The organism is Streptomyces sp. SL06 (genome assembly GCF_058244745.1).
The window spans coordinates 4,342,556-4,362,760 of sequence record NZ_JBSYOT010000002.1; the positions used below are offsets into that span (position 1 = coordinate 4,342,556).

General features: G+C 71.5%; 19 protein-coding genes and 1 tRNA gene. 11 read left to right on the plus strand and 9 right to left on the minus strand.

Annotated features, from left to right (window positions below; all coding sequences use genetic code 11):
• Positions 1-122 precede the first annotated feature (122 nt).
• A tRNA-Leu gene (locus AC4IHM_RS19900) sits at positions 123-206 on the plus strand.
• A 568-nt stretch (positions 207-774) separates the two neighbouring features.
• Here AC4IHM_RS19900 and AC4IHM_RS19905 read toward each other — a convergent pair.
• Both AC4IHM_RS19905 and AC4IHM_RS19910 read right to left on the minus strand, forming a co-directional pair.
• Entirely contained in the window at positions 775-1,377 is a 603-nt protein-coding gene (locus AC4IHM_RS19905) for a GNAT family N-acetyltransferase (RefSeq protein WP_490868358.1), read from the minus strand.
• A complete protein-coding gene (locus tag AC4IHM_RS19910; protein WP_490868359.1) occupies positions 1,374-2,684 on the minus strand; it encodes an NsdA family TPR-like regulatory protein in 1,311 nt (436 codons plus the stop codon). Before AC4IHM_RS19910 ends, AC4IHM_RS19905 begins: the two co-directional genes overlap by 4 nt.
• A gap of 195 nt (positions 2,685-2,879) precedes the next feature.
• Between AC4IHM_RS19910 and AC4IHM_RS19915 the strand changes: the two genes are divergently transcribed.
• The 5 genes from AC4IHM_RS19915 to fabI all read left to right on the plus strand — a co-directional run bounded on the left by AC4IHM_RS19915 (position 2,880) and on the right by fabI (position 6,956).
• Positions 2,880-3,338: an ATP-binding protein gene (locus tag AC4IHM_RS19915; protein ID WP_490868360.1), complete on the plus strand. Its 459-nt coding sequence runs from the start codon at positions 2,880-2,882 to the stop codon at positions 3,336-3,338.
• Complete coding sequence (locus tag AC4IHM_RS19920) at positions 3,335-3,916, plus strand: hypothetical protein (RefSeq protein WP_490868361.1); 582 nt, start codon at positions 3,335-3,337, stop codon at positions 3,914-3,916. The genes AC4IHM_RS19915 and AC4IHM_RS19920 overlap by 4 nt, the downstream gene beginning before the upstream one ends.
• A 313-nt stretch (positions 3,917-4,229) precedes the next feature.
• The gene (locus AC4IHM_RS19925) at positions 4,230-5,417 is read left to right on the plus strand and encodes a radical SAM/SPASM domain-containing protein (RefSeq protein WP_490868362.1); all 1,188 of its coding nucleotides are present in this window, start codon (positions 4,230-4,232) and stop codon (positions 5,415-5,417) included.
• Positions 5,414-6,175, plus strand: coding sequence for a phosphopantetheine-binding protein (locus AC4IHM_RS19930; RefSeq protein WP_490868363.1), 762 nt, complete (start codon positions 5,414-5,416; stop codon positions 6,173-6,175). The genes AC4IHM_RS19925 and AC4IHM_RS19930 overlap by 4 nt, the downstream gene beginning before the upstream one ends.
• Position 6,176: 1 nt before the next feature.
• Positions 6,177-6,956: an enoyl-ACP reductase FabI gene (gene fabI / locus AC4IHM_RS19935; protein ID WP_490868364.1), complete on the plus strand. Its 780-nt coding sequence runs from the start codon at positions 6,177-6,179 to the stop codon at positions 6,954-6,956.
• A 657-nt stretch (positions 6,957-7,613) separates the two neighbouring features.
• Here fabI and AC4IHM_RS19940 read toward each other — a convergent pair.
• Positions 7,614-8,198: an HD domain-containing protein gene (locus AC4IHM_RS19940; RefSeq protein WP_490868365.1), complete on the minus strand. Its 585-nt coding sequence runs from the start codon at positions 8,196-8,198 to the stop codon at positions 7,614-7,616.
• A 12-nt stretch (positions 8,199-8,210) separates the two neighbouring features.
• Positions 8,211-8,813, minus strand: a complete 603-nt coding sequence (locus AC4IHM_RS19945) for a transcriptional regulator (RefSeq protein ID WP_490868366.1) — start codon at positions 8,811-8,813, stop codon at positions 8,211-8,213.
• 520 nt (positions 8,814-9,333) lie between these two features.
• On the opposite strand from AC4IHM_RS19945, the gene AC4IHM_RS19950 reads away from it, so the two are divergent.
• The 3 genes from AC4IHM_RS19950 to AC4IHM_RS19960 all read left to right on the plus strand — a co-directional run bounded on the left by AC4IHM_RS19950 (position 9,334) and on the right by AC4IHM_RS19960 (position 13,270).
• Complete coding sequence (locus AC4IHM_RS19950) at positions 9,334-10,722, plus strand: DUF3500 domain-containing protein (RefSeq protein WP_490868367.1); 1,389 nt, start codon at positions 9,334-9,336, stop codon at positions 10,720-10,722.
• 214 nt (positions 10,723-10,936) lie between these two features.
• Positions 10,937-12,163 carry an RCC1 domain-containing protein gene (locus tag AC4IHM_RS19955; protein WP_490868368.1) on the plus strand — a complete coding sequence of 409 codons (1,227 nt, stop codon included), beginning with the start codon at positions 10,937-10,939 and terminating at the stop codon, positions 12,161-12,163.
• Positions 12,164-12,358: 195 nt separating this feature from the next.
• Positions 12,359-13,270: a Bax inhibitor-1/YccA family protein gene (locus AC4IHM_RS19960; protein WP_490868369.1), complete on the plus strand. Its 912-nt coding sequence runs from the start codon at positions 12,359-12,361 to the stop codon at positions 13,268-13,270.
• Positions 13,271-13,370: 100 nt separating this feature from the next.
• On the opposite strand, the gene AC4IHM_RS19965 is transcribed toward AC4IHM_RS19960, so the two are convergent.
• Positions 13,371-13,601 carry a DUF4287 domain-containing protein gene (locus AC4IHM_RS19965; RefSeq protein WP_490868370.1) on the minus strand — a complete coding sequence of 77 codons (231 nt, stop codon included), beginning with the start codon at positions 13,599-13,601 and terminating at the stop codon, positions 13,371-13,373.
• A 103-nt stretch (positions 13,602-13,704) separates the two neighbouring features.
• Between AC4IHM_RS19965 and AC4IHM_RS19970 the strand changes: the two genes are divergently transcribed.
• Positions 13,705-14,016 (plus strand): hypothetical protein, encoded by a 312-nt coding sequence (locus tag AC4IHM_RS19970; protein WP_490868371.1) that lies wholly within the window; start codon positions 13,705-13,707, stop codon positions 14,014-14,016.
• Between the two features lie 36 nt (positions 14,017-14,052).
• Here the strand turns inward: AC4IHM_RS19970 and AC4IHM_RS19975 are convergent, their stop codons facing one another.
• The 3 genes from AC4IHM_RS19975 to AC4IHM_RS19985 all read right to left on the minus strand — a co-directional run bounded on the left by AC4IHM_RS19975 (position 14,053) and on the right by AC4IHM_RS19985 (position 17,749).
• Positions 14,053-14,868, minus strand: a complete 816-nt coding sequence (locus AC4IHM_RS19975) for a hypothetical protein (RefSeq protein WP_490868372.1) — start codon at positions 14,866-14,868, stop codon at positions 14,053-14,055.
• Between the two features lie 293 nt (positions 14,869-15,161).
• A complete protein-coding gene (locus AC4IHM_RS19980; protein WP_490868373.1) occupies positions 15,162-16,382 on the minus strand; it encodes an acetyl-CoA C-acetyltransferase in 1,221 nt (406 codons plus the stop codon).
• 326 nt (positions 16,383-16,708) lie between these two features.
• On the minus strand, positions 16,709-17,749 hold the full coding sequence (locus AC4IHM_RS19985; protein ID WP_490868374.1) for an SGNH/GDSL hydrolase family protein: 1,041 nt from the start codon (positions 17,747-17,749) through the stop codon (positions 16,709-16,711).
• A 167-nt stretch (positions 17,750-17,916) separates the two neighbouring features.
• Here AC4IHM_RS19985 and AC4IHM_RS19990 point away from each other — a divergent pair, with 167 nt between their 5' ends.
• Positions 17,917-19,302, plus strand: coding sequence for a cystathionine beta-synthase (locus AC4IHM_RS19990; RefSeq protein ID WP_490868375.1), 1,386 nt, complete (start codon positions 17,917-17,919; stop codon positions 19,300-19,302).
• Between the two features lie 357 nt (positions 19,303-19,659).
• Here AC4IHM_RS19990 and AC4IHM_RS19995 read toward each other — a convergent pair whose 3' ends face one another.
• Positions 19,660-20,091 (minus strand): hypothetical protein, encoded by a 432-nt coding sequence (locus tag AC4IHM_RS19995; RefSeq protein ID WP_490868376.1) that lies wholly within the window; start codon positions 20,089-20,091, stop codon positions 19,660-19,662.
• Positions 20,092-20,205: the final 114 nt, after the last annotated feature.

Genomic DNA, 20,205 nt, shown 5'->3' on the forward strand with positions numbered 1-20,205 from the left:
CTGACCCGGGAGCTGATGCCCACTCAGGCGCCAATAAAATAAGACAACATCGGTCCTCCCGCCCGCTGTTCGGGAGATGCGTCCCGATAGGCTCAAGACGCTCGACGCGGAGCCCATGGCCTGCCCGGATGGTGGAATGCAGACACGGCGAGCTTAAACCTCGCTGCCCCCTTGAGGGCGTGCCGGTTCAAGTCCGGCTCCGGGCACAACCACTGTCACCGCGCGTGACCAGCGACAACGGCCCCATGGGGCCGTTTCTCTTTTGCCGTTTGGGCGCACCGTGGGCGCACCCATGTGGTCAGGAGTTCGTCCAGATGCCGGTGCCTTGGTCGCGGACTTGCGCCCACAGCTCCAGGAGGCGCCCGTACTCCGTCGCGCGGCTCTCGTCTGCCGGCTGGGACATGAGAGCGCGGATCGCTTCGTTGACGCTCGTCGTGTACAGGCAGGGGCGACCGCAGGGCGGGCACGGGGAGGGCATACCGCCACGTTATGGGGCGGGTCTGACATCGGTCACCGGCCGGGTGTGTTCTATTCTGCGTTCGAGGTGGCCGGTGTGTGGCCGCCCCAGAACGGACTGATCATGACCGCTCCCGTGCCGCCGGTGACCGAGCCGGACGCCTCCGCCCGTATCTGCCCCGGCGACCAGCGTGTCCCCTGCGCACGGTGCCGCCGGACCACCCATGAGTACGGCTAAGTACGGCCCCGGTGCACGCAGCCCCTTGTGCGACTACTGCGACGCCGAGGCCGTGACGACCTGGGGGCGGCCCCTGCCCGCTACTCGGCCGGCCCTGGCGTCGTAGGGCGGGTGGCCGGCTCGGCCGGTTGCAGGTCGCGGACCATGCAGTCGTACAGGGGGGCGTCCTCCCACGGGTGGGAGGTGCCGACGCGGCGGTACCCCCAGGCCAGGTAAGCCCGGCGAGCTGGGGCGGCCTCGGGCTCGGGTCGTACGGTCAGGGTGACGCGCTCGGCGTGCACGTCCTCCAGGAGCAGGCTGTGCAGGCGGGCGGCGACGTGCTGGCGGCGCCAGGCGCTGCGCACAGCCAGTTCGATGATCACGAACGTGCGCCGGCCGTCCTCGCGGGTTTCCTCGGCGGGAAGCTGGACGTCCTGGAGGTTGGTCCACCATCGGGTGTCGGGGGCGAGGTAGTAGCCGTAGGTGAAGCCGACGACCTGGTCGCCGTCGTGGGCGAGGACGAGGCGCATGCCGGTGCGTTTGGCCTGCACGGCGTAGTGCTCGATGAAATCCGCGATGTCCCGAGGGCCCTCCAGGTAGGGCGGGGCGGCATAGATCTCCTCGTACGCCGGCAGGAACGCGTCCAGGGCCGTAGCGGCGTCCGGACCGTCGTGCCGGGTGTAGGCCAACCCCTCGGGCGTCATGCGGCTTTCCTCTCCTGTACGTACTCCGTCAGCTCCTCGGCGGCCTGGCGCGCGGAGACGGCGTCCACGTCGCTGAGGAGGTCCACCACCTCGGACAGGCGACGGAGGACCCGCCCGGACTCCACCTCTTCCAGGTGGCCCAGGCTCTCGGTGGCCTGGGCGGCTGCCTCGTCGACCTCGCCGCAGGTCACCAGGCTACGGGCGAGGGTGAGGCGGTAGAGAGCGCGGTTGCGGCCGTAGGTGCGGTCCTGGTGGTCGAGGGCGGCGCGCAGGAAGGCGACGGCGCGGCCGTGGTGACCGGTCTCTGTGTAGAGCAAGCCCTGGGCGTAGTCCAGTTCGGCGTGGCCGTGGAATGCCGCCCAGTCCGGGGCGGGCCGACCTCTGTCGGCGCGCTCCACCAGGCGCATGGATTCAGCGAGGCGCTGACGGGCTGCCGAGCCGTCCCGCAGGAGGGACAGCGCCCGGGCCTCCCGGGAGGCGATGAGGGACTGGAGGACGGGAGAGCCGTAGCGGGTGGCCCGTTCCTGGGCGGCGCGTGCCAGGTCGTAGCCGTCGCGGGGGCGTCCTGTGTAGCTGGCCTGCATACTCAGGGAGGCCAGCACGAGAATCTCCAGGGAGGCCTCCCGGAGCATCGTGGCGGTGGTCAAGGCGTCCCCCCAGTAGGAGGTGGCCGCGCCCTGGTCGTCGACGTCGTAGTGCAGCCAGGCACAGTGCTCGGCGGTCTCGCCGGCGAGCAGGCGCAACTGTCGGCCGATGGTCTCGGGAAACTCCCGGGTGTTGATGACGCGGCGGACGCGGCGGAGGTGTTTGGCGGCCAGGGAGAGGACGTCGCCGCCGCCGTAGGCGTCGTCCAGGTGGTACAGGGACCGGAGTCCTTCACGCAGCTCCAGCACGTGGGCGGTGCCGACGGCTCCCGTGCTGCTCGGCGGCGTAATGGGGGTCTCTCGGTGCGGCAGGGCGACGGCGGCGGTGACGCCGATGGAGTCGGAGAGGAATGCCCGTCGTTGCACGCTGGTGCCTTCCTGTGCGAGGAGCGTTGCTCCTCTCACGGTGACACCGGCTGGGGGGTTGTGGAAACCAAGCTCCACAGGGTCTACGCCGAACATGGCATGGATCACTCGCCATGTCAGTGCCCGGGGAGTTGGGGGCGGCACTTCGTGTTTCCAGCGGCGGACGTGACGGCTGGTCACGGTGACGGCCTCGCCCAAGAGGGCGGCTGTCGAGTCAAAGGCCCGGACGAACTTGCTCGTTGTGTCCCAGCCCTGAGCGATACACGCTTGCTCGAAAAGCGTTGGCCCCTCGGCCACGTCGTAACTCCACTCGTCCGACCGTCTACCGACCGTAGCCGGTGCCGCAGATACGGGATGTCCCCTCGCACGAAAATGTCCGCCTGAATGTCCGCCTGCACGTCCGCGCGGCGGCGTTGTCCGGCTGTTGGCTTGGAGGGCGGGCCCCTTGGGCCCGTCTCCGTAAATGCACGACAGCCGCTTGGGGGCGTCAGCATGGCGAGCACTACCACCCGCGACAGCGAGACGGTGGACCGGCTACGGCCGACCTGGCGGCCGGTCGCTTCCTCGACCGGTGACCCGGCGTACAGCGGAGTCCTGCAGAGGGACGACCAGGTCGCCGAGGACGCCCGGCAGATGGTGGACACGGTGCTGGCCGTGTGGAGCCTGGAGCGGCTGGCGGACGACCTGAAGGTGGTCGTGTCGGAGTTGGCGAGCAACGCGGCCCGGCACGCGAGGGGCACGGTCGTACGGATCGCGGTGACGAGGACGGCCCGCTACCGCGTCCGGGTGTCCATCACCGACAAGTGCCAGGCCATGCCTCAGCTCCAGGTCGGGGACCCGCTGGCCGAGTCCGGCCGGGGCCTGCGCCTGGTCGATGCGCTGTCCAGTAACTGGGGCGTCATTCCGCTGCCCTGGGGCAAGCAGGTGTGGGCGGAGGTGACCGCGTCGTGACGACCGCCGCGGTGCTGCGGCCGCCCTACCTGCCGCGTGAGGACGCGCTCTTGGCCATGACGGTTGTGGACGGCACATGGAATGCCGTCACCGTGCCTGCCACCTGGGGGCACCTGGTCCTGGAGGTGCTGGCGGAACGGACCGGGCCAGTCCTGGAGGACCCGGCCGCCGGCCACCTGCTGTGGGTGATCCCTCCCGGCGGCGCGGACGCCTGGCCGGACGCCACCGCGGCCGGGGTGCAGGTGCACGGCGACGCGGCGGAACTGTTCGTGTGCGGTCTGGACGGCTACCGGTCCGGGATGCGCTGGCTGCGCGTGCCGACGCCCCGCAGCTGGGAGACGGACGCACGGCTGCTGCGCCTGGGCCTGGAGTGGGTCCTGGGCCCCCTCGGCGACGCGGAGCCCATACAGGTGTGCATCTCCTGCGGGGCGCCTACCCGGGACGGCCGCCTGCTCGCGCGGCACCTCGGCGACGCGGGGCCCGGCTGGGAGGTGCACGCCTGCCCGCCCTGCTGGCGGGAGATGGTCCGCGGCGGCCCCGGCCGCCACCTGCGTGTGGTGAGGAGAGGCCCCCTGTGACGCGAACCGAAGTGGTCGTGTGCTCGGTGACCTGCGCGGCGCTGCTCGCGGCGCTGCTGCTCGCCGCCACCACCTGACCCCCTGAGACTCCCGCCCTGGGCCGGTACGGCACACCGACTGGCTCTCCCTGCCTGGACCCGCCCCCTCGCGCGGTCCCCGGCCCGGGGCGGGGCAGTGTTCCGGCCGGCCCTCCGTGGGGGAGTGAGGCGGCCGGGACACCACGGCCCCGGCCGCCTGGACCCCTTGGTGGTCGGGGCTGACCTGGCAGACCGCCGTCATTGACCAGGGCGGCCGACCTCCCATGAGGAAACCCATGATCAAAGAGGGCGCACACACCTACATCGACGGGCAAGGCTCCGTGGTGCCCTACACGGGGAAGTACGCGGTCAAGGTAGAGGACCCGTTCGCCGTGATCCGCGACCGGTGGCGCGCGGCCGGCGTCTCCGACGGGTACGCCTACCGTCCGCTGCGCGTCGAGTTCGAACTCACCGACCGCTGCAACGACAGTTGCAGGAGCTGCGGCATGGGGGCGCGGCCGGTGTCCGAGGGCGTGACCCTGTCGGACGCCCAGCTCGACCGCCTGGTGACCCAGTTCGCCGACGTGGGCCTGTCCTCCGTGGCCATCACGGGCGGGGAGCCGTTCGTGTCCAGCCGGGCCCTGTACCGGTTCATGGACATGGCGCGCGGCACGGTGGAGATCGGCAAGCTGACGACCAACGGAATCTGGGGGACGCCGACGGGCACCCCGCACGTCTTCGAGCGCCTGGCCGCCAACGGCTTCCTGGACACCCGCCTCTTCGTGCCCCTGCTGATGGTGTCCGTCGGCGAGCAGACCACGCCCCTGGACCGGATCGCCCGGATCATCCACCACGCCACCACCGAGTACACCGACCGGGAGCTGGGCATCGCGGTGTCCAGCCTCGCGGCCCCGGACGACCGCAAGCACCGCATCTACGAACTGCTCGACCTGTACGAGAAGACCTACGGGGACTTCCCCCACGACCGGGTCCACTCCACGATGCGGGTCTACCTGGAGAACGAGCGCCTTGAGGACCAGGCCCCCATCAACCGGCCGGGCACGACGACCGTCACCCGGTGGATGAACTCCTGTTACGACTGCTTCGCACCCACGGTCGGCACGTATGTCCTGCCGTGCGCGCTCATGAAGGTGAGCGGGGACCTGTACTCCTGCGCGGCGTTCAACGTCCCGGAGAAACTCGGGTTCGGCAACCTGTTCCGCGAGGAGTTCCGGGAGATCCTGGCCCGCGTCAACTCCAGCGCGTACGTACGCACGGTGCGCGCCGGCGGCGGCCTCAAGGGCGTGGGCGAGGTCATCCCACGGGCGGTCACCGACGGCATGACGTGCGGCAGTTTCTGCGGCTCCTGCAAGCTGCTCATCGACCGCTTCGAGGCGGCGACCGGCCAGCAGGAGCCCGGCGGGCGCCTGCCCACGTTCATCCCGCTCCAGGGCCTGACCGTGCGAGAGGGGCAGAGCGCGTGATCGAGAATCTCGTGACGGGCGTCCTCATGTCCGTCAGCGGCAAGCCGCAAAGCGAGTGCCGGAACCGGGACCTGCACCTGTTCCACGGTCTCGGCCTGGATAGCCTGGCCCTGATGGAGACAGTGACGGCCCTGGAGAAGGTGGCCGACTGCTCGATCCCCGACGAGATCACCGGGCAACTGGCCACGGTCGGCGACCTCCAGGAGGCGGTGCAGCAGTGCGCGAGCGGCGCGGTGAGCCGGATCGCGGAGGCGGAGGCATACCTCCTCGGCCACACCAGCGCGCACTTCGAGCGGGCCGGCCGTTTCCGGGCGGCCAGCGAGCGCCTGCGCGCCAGCGGCCTGGACGACGCCGACATCCTCGTGGACCTCGGCGCCGGCTACACAGAGCTGGACTTCTACCTGCGCCATGAGTACGGGTGGCGTGGCCGGTACGTCCCCATGGACGCCTGGGTGGACGGCACGTTCGACCTGGGCACCTGGCGTCCGGCGCGGCCGGTCGGCTGGTACGCGGCCCTGGAGGTGCTGGAGCACCTGGAGGACCCGGCGGACCTGGTCCGCCGGATGAAGGAAACCACGCTGAAGGGGTTCGTCGTGACGACACCCAACAGTGACGTAGTGGATGTTTTGGCGCAGGACCCCACCCACGTGACACCGCTGGACGAGAAGACTCTCCAGGGGTGGGGCCTGACCACCAGCCTGCACAACTTCTACGGCCGCTACCAGGACGGTATCTGCGGCCTGTGGCGAAAGGACTGAAGTGGACCTGACCGATAGGAAGATCCTCGTCTTCGGTGTCCTCACCGAGACCAGCATGGGCTTCAAGATCGCCGAGGCGGCCGTGCGCGCAGGCGCTGACGTGATCCTCGCCAACGCCCCGGGCCGGCCGAGCTCCATCATGGGCCGCATCGCCGGGCGGCTGCCCAAGGCTTCGGTGGCGTGCCTGTCGGCGGACATCACCAAGCCGGACGACCTGGCCGCCCTGGCCGAGGAGATCGGCGGCCACTGGGACCGGCTGGACGGCGTCGTGCACGCCGTGGCGTTCGCGCCCCAGGACGCGCTCGGCGGCAACTTCCTCAACACCCCGTTCGAGTCGGTGGCCACCGCCATGAACGTCTCGGCCTACTCCCTCAAGGGCCTGACGATGGCCGTGCTGCCGCTGCTGGAGAAGAGCGAGGCAGGGGCGTCCGTCGTGAGCCTCACCTTCAACGCGACCGTCGCGTGGCCGGTGTACGACTGGATGGGCCCGACCAAGGCCGCCCTGGAGGCGACCAACCGCTACCTGGCCCGGTACCTGGGCCCCAAGGGCATCCGCGTCAACGCCGTGGACTCCGGGCCGATCACGACCATGGCAGGCAAGAGCATCCCCGGGTTCGACGAGCTCGCGAAGGCGTGGCCCGAGCGGGCGCCACTGGGCTGGGACACCTCGGACGCCACGCCCGTGGCCGACACCGTCGCCTTCCTGCTGAGCAACGCAGCCCGGGCCATCACGGGCCAGGTGCTGCACGTGGACGGCGGGTTCTCCGCCGTGGGCGCCTGATCGGGCGCCGGCGAGGCGGGTGGATTTAGTCGAACGTGGAACAACTTGTCACACGTTCGAGTGACTAGTGCCCCGTGCCTGCTTTCCCGTGGCCAGTATGTTCACTGGGATGCAGAATGACAGCCACGTTTCGGCCAGTTGGCCGTGACGTGGGCAGGCTCCCGGCGTCCCCCGTGGCGTCGGGCAGGGCGGCCCCTTCCATACTCCGCAGGTAGGGCGAGGGGTCGTCACGAGGTGGGCCCGGCGCTCTTATCGCCGGGCCCACTGCCATGTATACGGAGCCCCGGACCAGTTCGGTTGCCGGTGTCCCCAATCTCACCCGGGCGCACGGGGGCGTGGCGGTGCCGGGTGAGCCACGGCGAGGACCGGCGGCCGGCCCTTGCGTCCGTGCGCCCCGCCAGGGGTTGATTTCAGGCCGTGCGCCCGGTGCGCCCAAGACGGGCGCACGAGACAGGATGAGGCCACCTGAGACGGCCTGAGACAGGATCAGGCGGGGGTGAAGGTGCAGGTCAGCGCTCTGACCTGGGAAGACGCTCCGGTTCAAGTCCGGCTCCGGGCACCAACTCCAAGACTTCGCTTGTCTGCGACGACAGCCTCGCCGAGGCGTCTCTGCTCTTCTGAACTGTCCCGGGTGTGCAGGGCGGCAGTGTGGCCCGGTCAGCGCTTCGTTTCGCCGAGGGCGGCGCGGAGCCAGTCGAGCGAACCGGTCTCCAGGACGGCGTCCGCGAGGGCCTGGCCGCTCTTGGTGACGATCCGGCCGCGGCTGTTGTCGATCCACCGCTGGGCGTTCTCGTATCCCTGGGCTCGGTATTCGATGCCCTGGATCATGCACTCCAGCTTGTCGGCGTCCCTGGCGCACACCGCCTCGGGCGACTCGCGTGCCTCGTACTCGCCGATCAGGTCGGCCACGGTCTGCGCCAGTGCCTCGGGCATGCCGGCGACCTGATCGGCGGCGATCGCACGTGGGTCGGCTTCGCCGGCGGTGTACTTCTTGCCGAGGTGGTTGACGTCCCCGGTGCGCGTCTCTCCGGTGTCGTGCCAGACGGCGAGGAAGGCGGCCCGCGCCGGGTCGGCTCCTTCGAGCTTGGCGATGACGGACGCGATCAGGCTGGTGCGCCACGAGTGCTCGGCCACCGACTCTGGGTCCTTGACGCCCGCCATCCACCATCCGGTGCGCTTCGTCTGCTTGAGCGTCCCCGCCTCGTACAGGAAGTTCGCCACCGCGGAAAGGTCGTCTGACACTTCGGGTTCCTCTCACGCCTCGGCGAGGCGGATTGCACAGTGGATGCTCTCCAGCTCCCGTCTGCCACGTGACGAGGGCTCCCGGCCATCCAACATGATCGGTAGCCGGTCGCGCAGGGCGCGTGCGGCAGCTCCTGAGCGCAGGAGGTTGGGACGGAGTTGGAGCAGGGACCACACGCTGTGGATGTTGAGGGCCACGTATCCGTGCCCAGGTGCGAGGCCCTGGACGAGGTGGTCGAGCAGCCGGTCTCCGGGTGCTGCATCTCGCCGACCCAGTACGCCCAGTAGTTGAGGTTGGCGGCCTCGCCTGCGTCGTCCTGGAGGGCCGTGTATCCGGTTGCGGTCGCCCTGGCGGGCGGCGACGGCCACCACCGAACGGCCGTTGAGCCAGCCCGTGAGCCAGTCGTCGGGGCGCTCGGTCCTCTGCTGGTGGGCGAGCCAGTCGGCGGTGTCCGTGGCGGTGTCGTACCCGGACGGCGACGGTCCGCGCCGGGGCCGGACAGGGGCGGGCAGGGTCCGTACCGGCTCCGGGGGCACTCCGTTGAGGGGCCCCGCCAGTACGGCGCCCGGCTCGCGCTGCATCACCATCACCGAGAGGGGACTCTCCTCGGCCATCGCTCTCCTGTCCACACCGTCCTGACCATCGGCCTTCCGCTCCTTGCCGTGCTGCCCCGTGCGTACGGCCGGGTGCGGCACCAACCCACCGAGGAGTTGTTCCTGCACTCTTGATCGTCGGCCCGTTCCTGGAACAGCAGACGCTCGTGCGGCCAGGCAACCGTGGCGGGGCCCTCCTGCCAGAGGCCCGGTACGGGGAACTGCGCAGCCACGACCCCGCCGAGCCCGCCCCGGCCTGGCTCGTCGACGCGGTCGGGGAGCCGTGGCCCGACCTCGACGTGACCGGCCGGCCGTCCGGCGAATACCGCCCACGTCCGAAGCAACACGGCCGGGCGCACCAGTCTCCGCGAGCCCGCCCGCCGCCTGATCCTCGCCCGAAGGCTCCGGGTTTCTCGAAAGCACTCCGCGCGCAAAGCCCTCTGACACCGAATCCACAGGTCCCCCGGCTACTTTCGCCCGGCGAGAGCACATGGCCGCCTCCTGTCGTGAGGCCGGAGGAGAGCAGCAGAGGGAGCACTCCGTGACTGAACCGCGTACAGAGCACGAGGACCGTGAGGGTACGGACGCCCACGGGCACCGGCGGCACGAGCCCGGGTCGCCCGGATTCGCGTCGCGGCGCCGGTTCATGCGGCACGCGTTCGCGGCGGCGGGCGTCGCCGCCTTCGGAACGATGGCCGCCGTCTCCAGGGCGGGCGCGTCCTCGGACGCGTCGTCGGCCGCCTCGACGGCCACCCCGGCGGCCACCGCATCGGGCGTCCCCTCGGGTGCGCCGAGCGGGGGGCCCGGCGGCGGGGGGCCCGGCGGGCCCGGCGGTGGCATGGGGATCAAGGACGAGTTCGTGGGCGTGACAACGGACGGCACCGTGATCGAGGACCTCTACACCCTCCACAGGACCGGCGTGTCCACGGGGCGCAGCGTGGCCGCGGCCAAGGCATGGCTCGCCTCCCTCACGGCCGCGCAGCGCGAGGCCGTGACCTTCCCCGTCCAGGCGTCCGACTACACAGAGGACCAGTGGCGCCTGTGGACCAACGTGGACGGCGACCGCGACGCGGGCCTGAGCCTGCAAGACATGACGAAGGCCCAGCGCCGCAGGGCGCTGGCGATCCTGAAGGCGGGCATGAGCGCCCGCGGGCTGGAGAACGCCGACAAGGTGCGTCATCTCAACCTCTACGGAGGGCAGTTGGTCGATCTCACCGACCAGTTCAACGACGAGCTGTACTGGCTGACCATCATGGGGACCCCGTCGGCCACGGAGCCCTGGGGCTGGCAGTTCGAGGGGCACCACCTGGTCATCAACTACTTCGTCCTCGGCGACCAGGTCGTCATGACCCCGACCTTCATGGGGACCGAACCCCGCGTGGCCGACTACGGCATCGACAGCGAGTACGAGGGCACGAAGAGCTTCGAGGACGAGCTGGCCGCCGGTTACGCACTCCTGCGCTCCCTGAGCGCGGACCAGCGGGCGGTCGCGGTCACCACGAGCGCCACCAGCGACATGGACCTGACGGCCGGCGCGTACTCGGACAACGCGGTCATGCCGTACGAGGGCATCGCGGCCGGCGAACTGAACTCCGCTCAGTTGGCGAAGCTGTGGAAGATCGTCGAGCTGTTCGTCGGGAACGTCGACGAGCGTCACGCCAGGATCAGGATGGCCGAGATCAAGAAGCACAAGGACGACACCCACTTCTCCTGGCACGGCGCCACCACCGACGACACGCCGATGTACTACCGCGTCCACAGCCCCGTCGTACTCATCGAACTCGACTCCCAGGACCTCGGGCCCATCGGGAAGGCGGCGGGATGGGAGGCCGGGATGACCCAGCGGCACATCCACGCCATCATCCGCACCCCCAACGGCAACGACTACGGCAAGGATCTCCTCGCCCTGCACCTGGCCCACGACCACTGACGCGACCGGCCCCGCCCGCCGGACCGCGTGGGCGTTCGTACTCAGGCCGCCGGTGCGCCGGGTACTCAGGCTCCCCAAAGACTCCCGCTCCCGGCTGAGCAGGTGAGCCCTGCCCGGCGCGGGCCGCGTCCGGCAGGGTGGTGGGCGGGGAGGGTCGCCTCTCCGCCCGGCGCCGGTCGCGCCGGGCGTCGTCCGGGCGCGAGTGGAGTGTCGTATGGCCGTCATGTCGTGGTTGCGGGTGCTGGTCGCGGGTGCCGCCGTGCTCGGACTCGCCGGGTGCAGCAAGGCCGACCGGGCGGTGGCCGGCGCGCCCGCGTGCCCCGAGGGGCGCTCAGCGCGGCCGGCACCGCGCGAGGCGGAGGCGGGTACGGCCTGGGCGTGGGAGCCCGCGTTCGGGGCTCCCGTCGGTGGCCGCCGGGAGGGCGCGGTGCCCGGCTGGACCGACGTCGTCTCCATCGCGGACGCCGGGTACACCACCGTGGCGGTGCGTGCCGACGGCACCGTGTGGTCGTACGGCACCAATGTCGGCGGCTCCCTGGGCCACGGCTCCCGCGAGCGCCACTACGAGGCGCAACCCCGGCGGGTGAACGGCATCGACGACGCGCGCGCGGTGTACGGCAACGGGGCGACGTTCTACGTCGTGCTCCGGGACGGCACCGTGCAGGCCTGGGGGAGCGACCGGTTCCTGGTGAAGGGCGGCAAGCGCGAGGGCTACGACGGCGTGCCGGTCCCGCAGCCGGTTCCCGGCCTGAAGGACGTGGTCTCGATGGGGCCCGGCTCCCTGAACGCCTTCGCCGTGCGGTCCGACGGGCGGGTGCGGGGCTGGGGCATCAACCTCACCGATGTCCTCGGGGACGTCGACGGCACCCGCCTGACGACGGTCCGCCGAGTCGGCGGGGTGGTCGGCGTGGCCTCGGCGGGCGAGGCCGTGGTCGCCGTCCGGGCCGACGGGCGGGTCTGCGCCTGGGGGAACAACGCGCACGGTCTGCTGGCCGTCGAGCCGCGCGGGGGACAGACGGGACGCCCGGTGCTGGTGCGCGGACTCGAGAACGTCGTCGAGGTGGCGGGCGGCAACGACGTGGCCTACGCGCTGGACAAGGACGGCGTGGTCCACGCCTGGGGCCGGGGCGCGGGCGGTGCGGTGGGCGACGGCGACACCTCGGACCACGTCACGGCGAGGCCGGTGCGCGTCGAGGGCCTGCCCGAGATCCGCCGGATCGCCGCCTTCGGGCTCACCGGACTCGCCATCGACACCGAGGGCGGGCTGTGGGGCTGGGGGTCCGGCCTGGGCCTCGGCCGCCACGCCGAGGGCGGCGCCGCCCGGCCGGTGCGGATCCCGCTGCCCGCGCCCGCCCTTGACCTGTCGGGCCGTCACGTCATCCTCCGGAGCACACCGGCCGACGACGGCGGCGCGCCCGCGGGCCGGAACTCGCGCCGGTGAGAACGGAGTAAGTTTCCGATCGGGTGAACCGCGCCCAACGGCCCGCGCGACCCCGGGCGTGAGGGGAATCACTGATCGGCGTAGCGTGTTGAGCGGCAGGGCAAGGGAAAGATCCTCCCCAAGCAGTAGGGTCATTCCTTTGCCGTTCTATTACTCTTGAGCCAAGGCTGCGCCGTGTGGCCATGGAGGAGTGAAATGAGGAGCAGAAACCCGGTCTTCTCGCGACGGGGGTTCAGCCGCGACAACGGCTACGCGGGCTTCAACGCCGCGCCGCAGGCCGGGGGACCCGCCGTCGCCACGCAGGGCAACCCGTACGCGCAGGGCGCACCGTACGCCCAGCCCGTCGGGAACCCCTACGCACAGAACCCGTACGCCCAGCAGGACCAGCAGTACGGCGCGCCGCCGCAGGCGCCGGCCACCACCGGCCGGATGACGATGGACGACGTCGTCATCCGTACGGCGAGCACGCTCGGCCTGCTCGTGGTGACGGCCGCGCTCGCGTGGGCGCTGCTGCCGGTGGACGACGCCAACATCAGCCGTTCGTACGGCATCGGCATCGGTGCCGCGCTGATCGGCATGGTCCTGGCGTTCGTCCAGTCCTTCAAGCGCAAGGCCTCGCCGGCGCTGATCCTGGCGTACGCGGCGTTCGAGGGCGTCTTCCTCGGCGTCGTCTCCAGCGTCGTCGACAACCGCATCGCGGACGGCGCGGCCATGCAGGCCGTGATCGGCACGATGGCGGTCTTCGCCGGTGTGCTGATCGCCTACAAGGCCGGCTGGATCCGCGTCAACCGCCGCTTCTACGGCTTCGTGATGGCCGCCGCGCTCGGCTTCGTCTTCCTGATGATGGTGAACCTGCTGTTCGCCGTCTTCGGCGGCGGTGACGGCCTCGGCTTCCGCAGCGGTGCGCTCGGTGTCGTCTTCGGTGTCATCGGCATCATCCTGGGCGCCTGCTTCCTCGCCCTGGACTTCAAGCAGGTCGAGGACGGACTCGCCTACGGCGCCCCCCGCGAGGAGGCCTGGCTCGCCGCCTTCGGCCTCACGCTGACGCTGGTCTGGATCTACCTGGAGTTCCTGCGCCTCATCGCGATCCTGAACAGCAACGACTAGCCGGCGACGGCCGTCGGACCAGTACGACCGCCGAAGGGCCCCGGGTGCGAACCCGGGGCCCTTCGCCGTGCTGGAGCGCTGGAGCGCCGGCGACGCGCGCTCACCGCAGCTTGCGCGCGGCCCTTCTCAGGTCGTACTCGTGGACGATCGCCTTCGCGTAGCCGTACGAGAGGTCGTGCTCGTGGCGGAGCCAGCTGACCTTCTCCTCGAAGCGGAAGAGCGCGGGGCCGTCCTCGACGGCGCGCAGCCAGTCGGAGACTTCACGGCCGGTGCACTGGGGGATGCGGGCGAGCAGATTGCGATGGGTCTCCTCGGAGAAGACTTGGGACATCGGCGCCTCCGGGCGAAAGGGGATGTGAGCCGGTCCTTCAGGTCACCGTGCCTGAGCGTTCGCCCGTTGGCAACAGTCCCGCAGGGCCGCGTACGCTCGCGCCGTGGTTGATACGACGCCTTTGACCCGTGCCGTGGACGACTTCGCCGACCGGCTGCGGGCCGCTCCGCAGAGCAGGCTCCAACGCGGCGCCGCCGCCGAGGCGCTGGGCCTGGCCAGGGAGTTGGCCCGGCGTGCCCAGCTCGTGGAGGAACCGGGGGCCCGGCCGCGGGAGATGCCGGACGCGGGGATGTTCGCCGCCGCCGACCAGATCGCCGTCGCCGCACACGACTTGGCCCTCGTGCTGGAGGACGAGGGCCAGGTGGAGGAGGCGGCGGGACTCGTGGAGGAGGCGCGCAAGCGGGCCGGGGTCTGAGGCCGCGGGCCGCCCGGGGACGGGAGGACCGGCCAACTACAGGGACGCGATGACGCGGTCCGCCAGGATGTACACGCTCTCCTCGCCGCAGGCGAAGGTCAGCGTGTAGGCGCCGGAGATCCCCGAGCCGCCGAGGAGGTACGGCGTCTGGCCCGCGCCCAGCGCGGCGGCCAGGCGCTCCGCGGTCTCGCGGTGGCCCGGGGTCATGCACAGGGTGGTGCCGTCGGCGAAGACGTACACGTCGAGGGTGCCCAGCGGGCCCGGCCGGACGTCCGCCAGCGCGACGCTGGACTCGGCCAGCTCCTCCAGCGTGGCGACGGTGCGCTCGTGGTCGTTGACGGCAGGCGAGGGGTTCGGCACGAAGTCCGGGTGCGAGGGGTGGCGGCGGCGGGCGGCGGCCAGTTCGGCGGACTCCCGGGGCGCGTGACCCCCGTGGACGGCGTCCTTGGCGGACGGCTCCTCGGGGTCCGTGCCCGGCTCGATCACCGGTTCGAGGCCCACGAAGTCGGTCTGGCGGGGCAGGAACAGCTCACTGTCGGACAGGCCGAGCAGCAGGGGCGCGTCCGGGACGTCCCGGGACTCCTGGGCTGCCCAGAAGGCCCGCGCCTCGGCGAGTTCCCGCTCACGCTCCTCGGCCAGGGCCTCCGCGACGGCGGCGCGTATCTCCTCGGCGTCGGCGGTGGTGCGGGCGGCGGGCACGCGGCCTCGCGTGGCGGCGGCGCGGCTCTCGGCCAGTTCGGCGTGCAGGGCCGTCACCTGCCCGCGCAGCACCAGAACGCTGCGCAGGACGGCGACGCCCACGGCGCCGGTGGCGGCCGTGGTGAGCAGCAGGGCGATCGGCATGGCGCTCACTGACGTACTCCCGGTTCAAGGTAGACCCCCGACTTCCTACATCAGCTTGAATGGAGGACTAATCGTCTGTCAGTGCGTAACGTCACGAAACGGACAGGACTTTGGGCCCTGGGGATGCCGGTGTGGCCGCTCTGACCTGCGTAAATCAAGGGGGCGGGAGAGGTAGGTCACATCCTGGGGCAGATTGGGTCACAAAACGGCCCGGAACCCCGGGAGTACGGGGCTCCGGGCCGCGGCGTCACGCTGGGTCTCCCGCGCGCTACCGACCGTCCTGCGATTCAGCCCCCGGCCGGTCAGCTCAGGCGCTCGACGACCATCGCCATGCCCTGGCCGCCGCCGACGCACATCGTCTCCAGGCCGAACTGCTTGTCGTGCCACTGGAGGGAGTTGATGAGCGTGCCGGTGATGCGCGCGCCGGTCATGCCGAAGGGGTGGCCGACGGCGATGGCGCCGCCGTTGACGTTCAGCTTCTCCAACGGGACACCCAGGTCGCGGTAGGAGGGGATGACCTGCGCGGCGAAGGCCTCGTTGATCTCGACCAGGTCGATGTCGTCGATGGTCAGCCCCGCGCGGGAGAGGGCCTGCCGGCTCGCCTCGACCGGACCCAGGCCCATGATCTCGGGGGAGAGGCCGGAGACGCCGGTGGAGACGATGCGGGCGAGCGGGGTCAGGCCCAGCTCGCGGGCCTTGGTGTCGCTCATGATCACGAGGGCGGCGGCGCCGTCGTTGAGCGGGCAGCAGTTGCCGGCGGTGACCAGGCCGTCGGGGCGGAAGGCGGGCTTGAGGCCCTGGACGCCCTCCAGGGTGACGCCGGCGCGGGGGCCGTCGTCCTTGGCGACGACGGTGCCGTCGGGGAGGGTCACCGGGGTGATCTCGCGCTCCCAGAAGCCGTTCTTGATGGCCTCCTCGGCGAGGTTCTGCGAGCGGACGCCGAACTCGTCCATGTCCTGGCGGGTGATGCCCCTGGCGCGGGCGAGGTTCTCGGCGGTCTGGCCCATCGCGATGTACGGGTCGGGGACCAGGCCGTCCTCGCGCGGGTCGTGCCAGGTGGTCCCCTCCTGCTCGGCGACGGCGGCGGTACGGGCCTCCGCCTCGGCGAACAGCGGGTTGCGGGTGTCGGGCAGACTGTCGGAGTTGCCCTTGGCGAACCGGGAGACCGTCTCGACGCCGGCCGAGACGAAGACGTCGCCCTCGCCGGCCTTGATGGCGTGCAGGGCCATGCGGGAGGTCTGGAGCGACGAGGAGCAGTACCGGGTGACGGTGCAGCCGGGCAGGTGGTCCATGCCCATCTCGACGGCGACGATCCGGCCCAGGTTGTTGCCCTGCTCGCCGCCGGGCAGGCCGCAGCCGAGCATCAGGTCGTCGATGTCCCGGGGGTCCAGCTCGGGGACCTTGGCGAGCGCGGTCCGGATGATGGTGGCGGCCAGGTCGTCGGCGCGCAGGTCCTTCAGGGAGCCCTTGAAAGCGCGGCCGATGGGGGAGCGGGCGGCTGAGACGATCACGGCTTCGGGCATCACGGCTCCAGTGGCGAGTGGGCAGGGCTTGGTTGGGAAGTTACCCGGACGTATGGCCCGGGTCACGGGGGCGGTGGTGTGACATGGACCGCAACTGTCCAAGCGCTTGCTTTGACCTCCGGCAGCGGTGCTCACATGCGGAGCAGTGCGCAGTCGCGCGGAGTCGCGCGGAGCAGTGCGGAGCAGTGCGGTGTTGCGCGGAGTCGCGCGGAGCAGTGCAGTGTTGCGCGGAGTCGCGCGGAGCAGTGCGGTGTTGCGCGGAGTCGTGGCGGGCGGGTCCGGGGACGGCGCCCCGGACCCGCCCGCAGGACCGGTCGGCCCCGTCCTCAGCCTCCCCCGGAGGGGGCACCCCCGACCGGGCTGGTGGGTTCCGCCTCCGCGACCCTCCGCCGCCGACGGCGCTTCAGCAGCGCCCAGGGCCCGCGCGGTCCGGCAGGCATCGCCGCCGCGACCTCCGTGCCCGCCTCGGAGGCGGCCTCGGCCGCCGCTCGGGCCACCGGCAGGAAGCCCTCGCGGCGCAGCGCGTCGGGGTGCTCCTCCTCGGCCGGCCACAGGCCGAGCGCGGCGCACACGGACGGCAGTACCGCCATCGCGGCCGTGGCGTATCCCTCCGCCGAGGGGTGGTAGTTGTCGGGGCCGAACAGCTCCCGCGGATTCTGCGCGAACTCCGGCCCGAGCAGATCGCCCAGCGACACGGTGCGCCCGCCCTGCTCCACGACCCCGATCGTCTGGGCCGCCGCCAACTGCCGCGAGGTCCGCCGGGCCAGCCAGCGCAGCGGCTGCCGCACCCGCTCGATCGTGCCCAGGTCCGGGCAGGTGCCGACCACCACCTCCGCGCCTGCCGTGCGCAGCCGCCGTACCGCACCCGACAGGTGCCGCACTGAGCGGGTCGCCGGCATCCGGTGGGTGACGTCGTTCGCCCCGATCATGATCACGCAGATGTCGGGCACCCGCCCGTGATCCCCGAGCACCAGCGCCACCTGCCGGTCCAGGTCGTCCGAGCACGCCCCGGGCGAGGCGACCGAGCCCAGTTCCACCGGCCGCTCCGCCACCGCCGCGAGTCCCGACGCGAGCAGCGCGCCCGGCGTCTGTCCGGCCCGGTGCACGCCGAGGCCGGCGGCCGTGGAGTCGCCCAGCATCATCAGCCGCAGCGCGGGCTCACCCGCGGTCGGCAGGGTGCCGCCGTACAGTCCGCGCGCCTCCGGCACCCGGTCGGGCGTACCGATGCCCACCCGGCGCCTGGCCAGCTGCACCTCCGCAAGGAGCAGGCCGACCGCGGCCGCCCCGGCCAGCCCGATGCCGCCACCGCCGTACGCCGCGCCGGCCGCGATCCGCCGGGCCACCCGCGCCCTCGACATACTCGTCATACGTCCCCGCCACCTCCTCCAACCCGTACACCCACTCCTTGCCCCGTACGGACGGTCGCCCAATCTCAACGGGGAGTGAACGACCGCCACGAGTCATCGGCGGGCCGGCAGGCCATAGGCTGGCGGTACCGATATCGACCATTCTTTTGCAGCATCCGGAGACCACGGTGCAATTCCACGACTCGATGATCAGCCTCGTCGGCAACACCCCGCTGGTGCGGCTCAACAGCGTGACCAAGGGCATCAGGGCGACCGTCCTGGCCAAGGTGGAGTACTTCAACCCGGGCGGCTCGGTGAAGGACCGCATCGCCGTGCGCATGATCGAGGCCGCGGAGAAGAGCGGAGAGCTGCGGCCCGGCGGCACGATCGTCGAGCCGACCAGCGGCAACACGGGCGTGGGCCTCGCGATCGTGGCCCAGCAGAAGGGCTACAAGTGCGTCTTCGTCTGCCCTGACAAGGTGTCCACGGACAAGATCAACGTGCTGCGCGCGTACGGCGCCGAGGTCGTCGTCTGCCCGACGGCGGTCGACCCCGAGCACCCGGACTCCTACTACAACGTCTCCGACCGGCTGGTCCGCGAGACGCCGGGCGCCTGGAAGCCGGACCAGTACTCCAACCCGCACAACCCGCTCTCCCACTACCACTCGACCGGCCCCGAGCTGTGGCAGCAGACGGAGGGGAAGATCACCCACTTCGTCGCGGGCGTCGGCACCGGCGGCACCATCTCCGGCACCGGGCGGTATCTGAAGGAGGCCAGCGACGGCGCGGTGAAGGTGATCGGCGCCGACCCCGAGGGGTCCGTCTACTCCGGCGGCTCGGGGCGGCCCTACCTCGTCGAGGGCGTCGGCGAGGACTTCTGGCCGACGGCGTACGACCGCGATGTCGCCGACGAGATCGTCCCCGTCTCCGACAAGGACTCCTTCCAGATGACCCGCCGCCTCGCCAAGGAGGAGGGCCTGCTGGTGGGCGGCTCCTGCGGCATGGCGGTCGTCGCCGCCCTGGAGGTCGCCGCACGGCTCGGCGAGGACGACGTGGTGGTCGTCCTGCTGCCGGACAGCGGGCGCGGCTACCTCAGCAAGATCTTCAACGACGAGTGGATGGCCGACTACGGCTTCCTGGAGGACACCGGTCCCAGCGCGCGCGTCGCCGAGGTCCTGAACCACAAGGAGGGCGGCCACATCCCCTCCCTCGTCCACATGCACCCGGACGAGACGGTCGGCGAGGCCATCGAGGTGCTGCGCGAGTACGGCGTCTCGCAGATGCCGATCGTCAAGCCCGGCGCCGGCCACCCGGACGTGATGGCCGCCGAGGTCGTCGGCTCGGTCGTGGAGCGGGAGCTGCTGGACGCCCTGTTCGCCAAGCGGGCCTCGCTCGAAGACCCGCTGGAGAAGCACATGTCCGACCCGCTGCCGCAGGTCGGCTCCGGCGAACCGGTCGCGGACCTGATGTCGGTGCTCGGCGTCGCCGACGCGGCGATCGTCCTCGTCGAGGGCAGGCCGACCGGCGTGGTGAGCCGGCAGGACCTGCTGTCCTTCCTGGCCAAGGGGAAGTAGCGCCGGTCCTCGCCGAGGGCGGCAAGCCGCCGGTGCCGGCCCCTCGGCCGGTGATCTTCGTGGACTTCGCGGAAGTGGAACGCGCACGTCATGTGGGCGCAGCAGGCGCTTAACACGGGACCGGCAGAGTGAGGGATGTCGGCAGGGACTGGGAGCGGCTCCCCGGTCCCGCCGGCGCCGAACGGCGTCACGGACCTTCCGGAGCGGCTCCCGGACCTCCAAGGACGCCACGGACGCGTCACCCGGCCGTGAGGCCCGGTATCGCGCGTCCCCCGCGGGGACCGCCGTCGTCCCGCCCCTCAGTAATGGGGGTGCGGCGGTCCCCGCGCAGTCTTCTCCCGGCCGCCCCTCGGTCCCTCAGTCCTTCCAGGTGTCGTCCTTGTCCGCGCGACGGCGCCCGAAGAGGCCCGGATTGGTGCGGGCGGCCTGGACGACGTTGACCCCGACGATCCCGGCCCAGGCGACCAGCAGCCCGGGGAGGTGCGCGACGCCGCCGCCGATCGCGGACAACGGGACCGCGAGGACCAGCGAGACGATGCCGAAGCCGAAGCGCTCGCCGAAGGAGTCCGTGGTCCGCGGCGCCCGGCTGTCCCGGGCCGCGGCCATCTGCTGCTCGGCGAGCTGCCGGCGCACCCGGCGCTCGACCGCGGTGTCGATGCGCTGATCGACCTTCTCCAGGAACGAGTCGACCAGCGCCGACTCGTACTCCTCACCCAGCTCCCTGCGGGTCCGCAGGGTGGCGTCGAGTTCCTTCTTGAGGTCGGTGTCCCGCCCGTCCATTCCCGTCATGCCCCCACGGTAGACAGCCGGGACGGCGCGGGCACTGGGGATAGCCCCCCGCTTGCGGCGGGGGAGGACCGGTGGGGGAAGACCCTTGGGGGGCGGGCCGCGAAGGACGCTCGG

Excerpts from the sequence above, each read along its gene's own strand:
- AC4IHM_RS19995 (WP_490868376.1), bottom strand. The coding sequence starts at position 20,091 with ATGACGGGAATGGACGGGCGGGACACCGACCTCAAGAAGGAACTCGAC.
- AC4IHM_RS19965 (WP_490868370.1), bottom strand. The coding sequence starts at position 13,601 with ATGTCCCAAGTCTTCTCCGAGGAGACCCATCGCAATCTGCTCGCCCGC.
- AC4IHM_RS19985 (WP_490868374.1), bottom strand. The coding sequence starts at position 17,749 with ATGACGAGTATGTCGAGGGCGCGGGTGGCCCGGCGGATCGCGGCCGGC.
- AC4IHM_RS19960 (WP_490868369.1), top strand. The coding sequence starts at position 12,359 with ATGAGGAGCAGAAACCCGGTCTTCTCGCGACGGGGGTTCAGCCGCGAC.
- AC4IHM_RS19905 (WP_490868358.1), bottom strand. The coding sequence starts at position 1,377 with ATGACGCCCGAGGGGTTGGCCTACACCCGGCACGACGGTCCGGACGCC.
- AC4IHM_RS19945 (WP_490868366.1), bottom strand. The coding sequence starts at position 8,813 with ATGGCCGAGGAGAGTCCCCTCTCGGTGATGGTGATGCAGCGCGAGCCG.
- AC4IHM_RS19925 (WP_490868362.1), top strand. The coding sequence starts at position 4,230 with ATGATCAAAGAGGGCGCACACACCTACATCGACGGGCAAGGCTCCGTG.
- AC4IHM_RS19980 (WP_490868373.1), bottom strand. The coding sequence starts at position 16,382 with ATGCCCGAAGCCGTGATCGTCTCAGCCGCCCGCTCCCCCATCGGCCGC.
- AC4IHM_RS19955 (WP_490868368.1), top strand. The coding sequence starts at position 10,937 with ATGGCCGTCATGTCGTGGTTGCGGGTGCTGGTCGCGGGTGCCGCCGTG.
- AC4IHM_RS19915 (WP_490868360.1), top strand. The coding sequence starts at position 2,880 with ATGGCGAGCACTACCACCCGCGACAGCGAGACGGTGGACCGGCTACGG.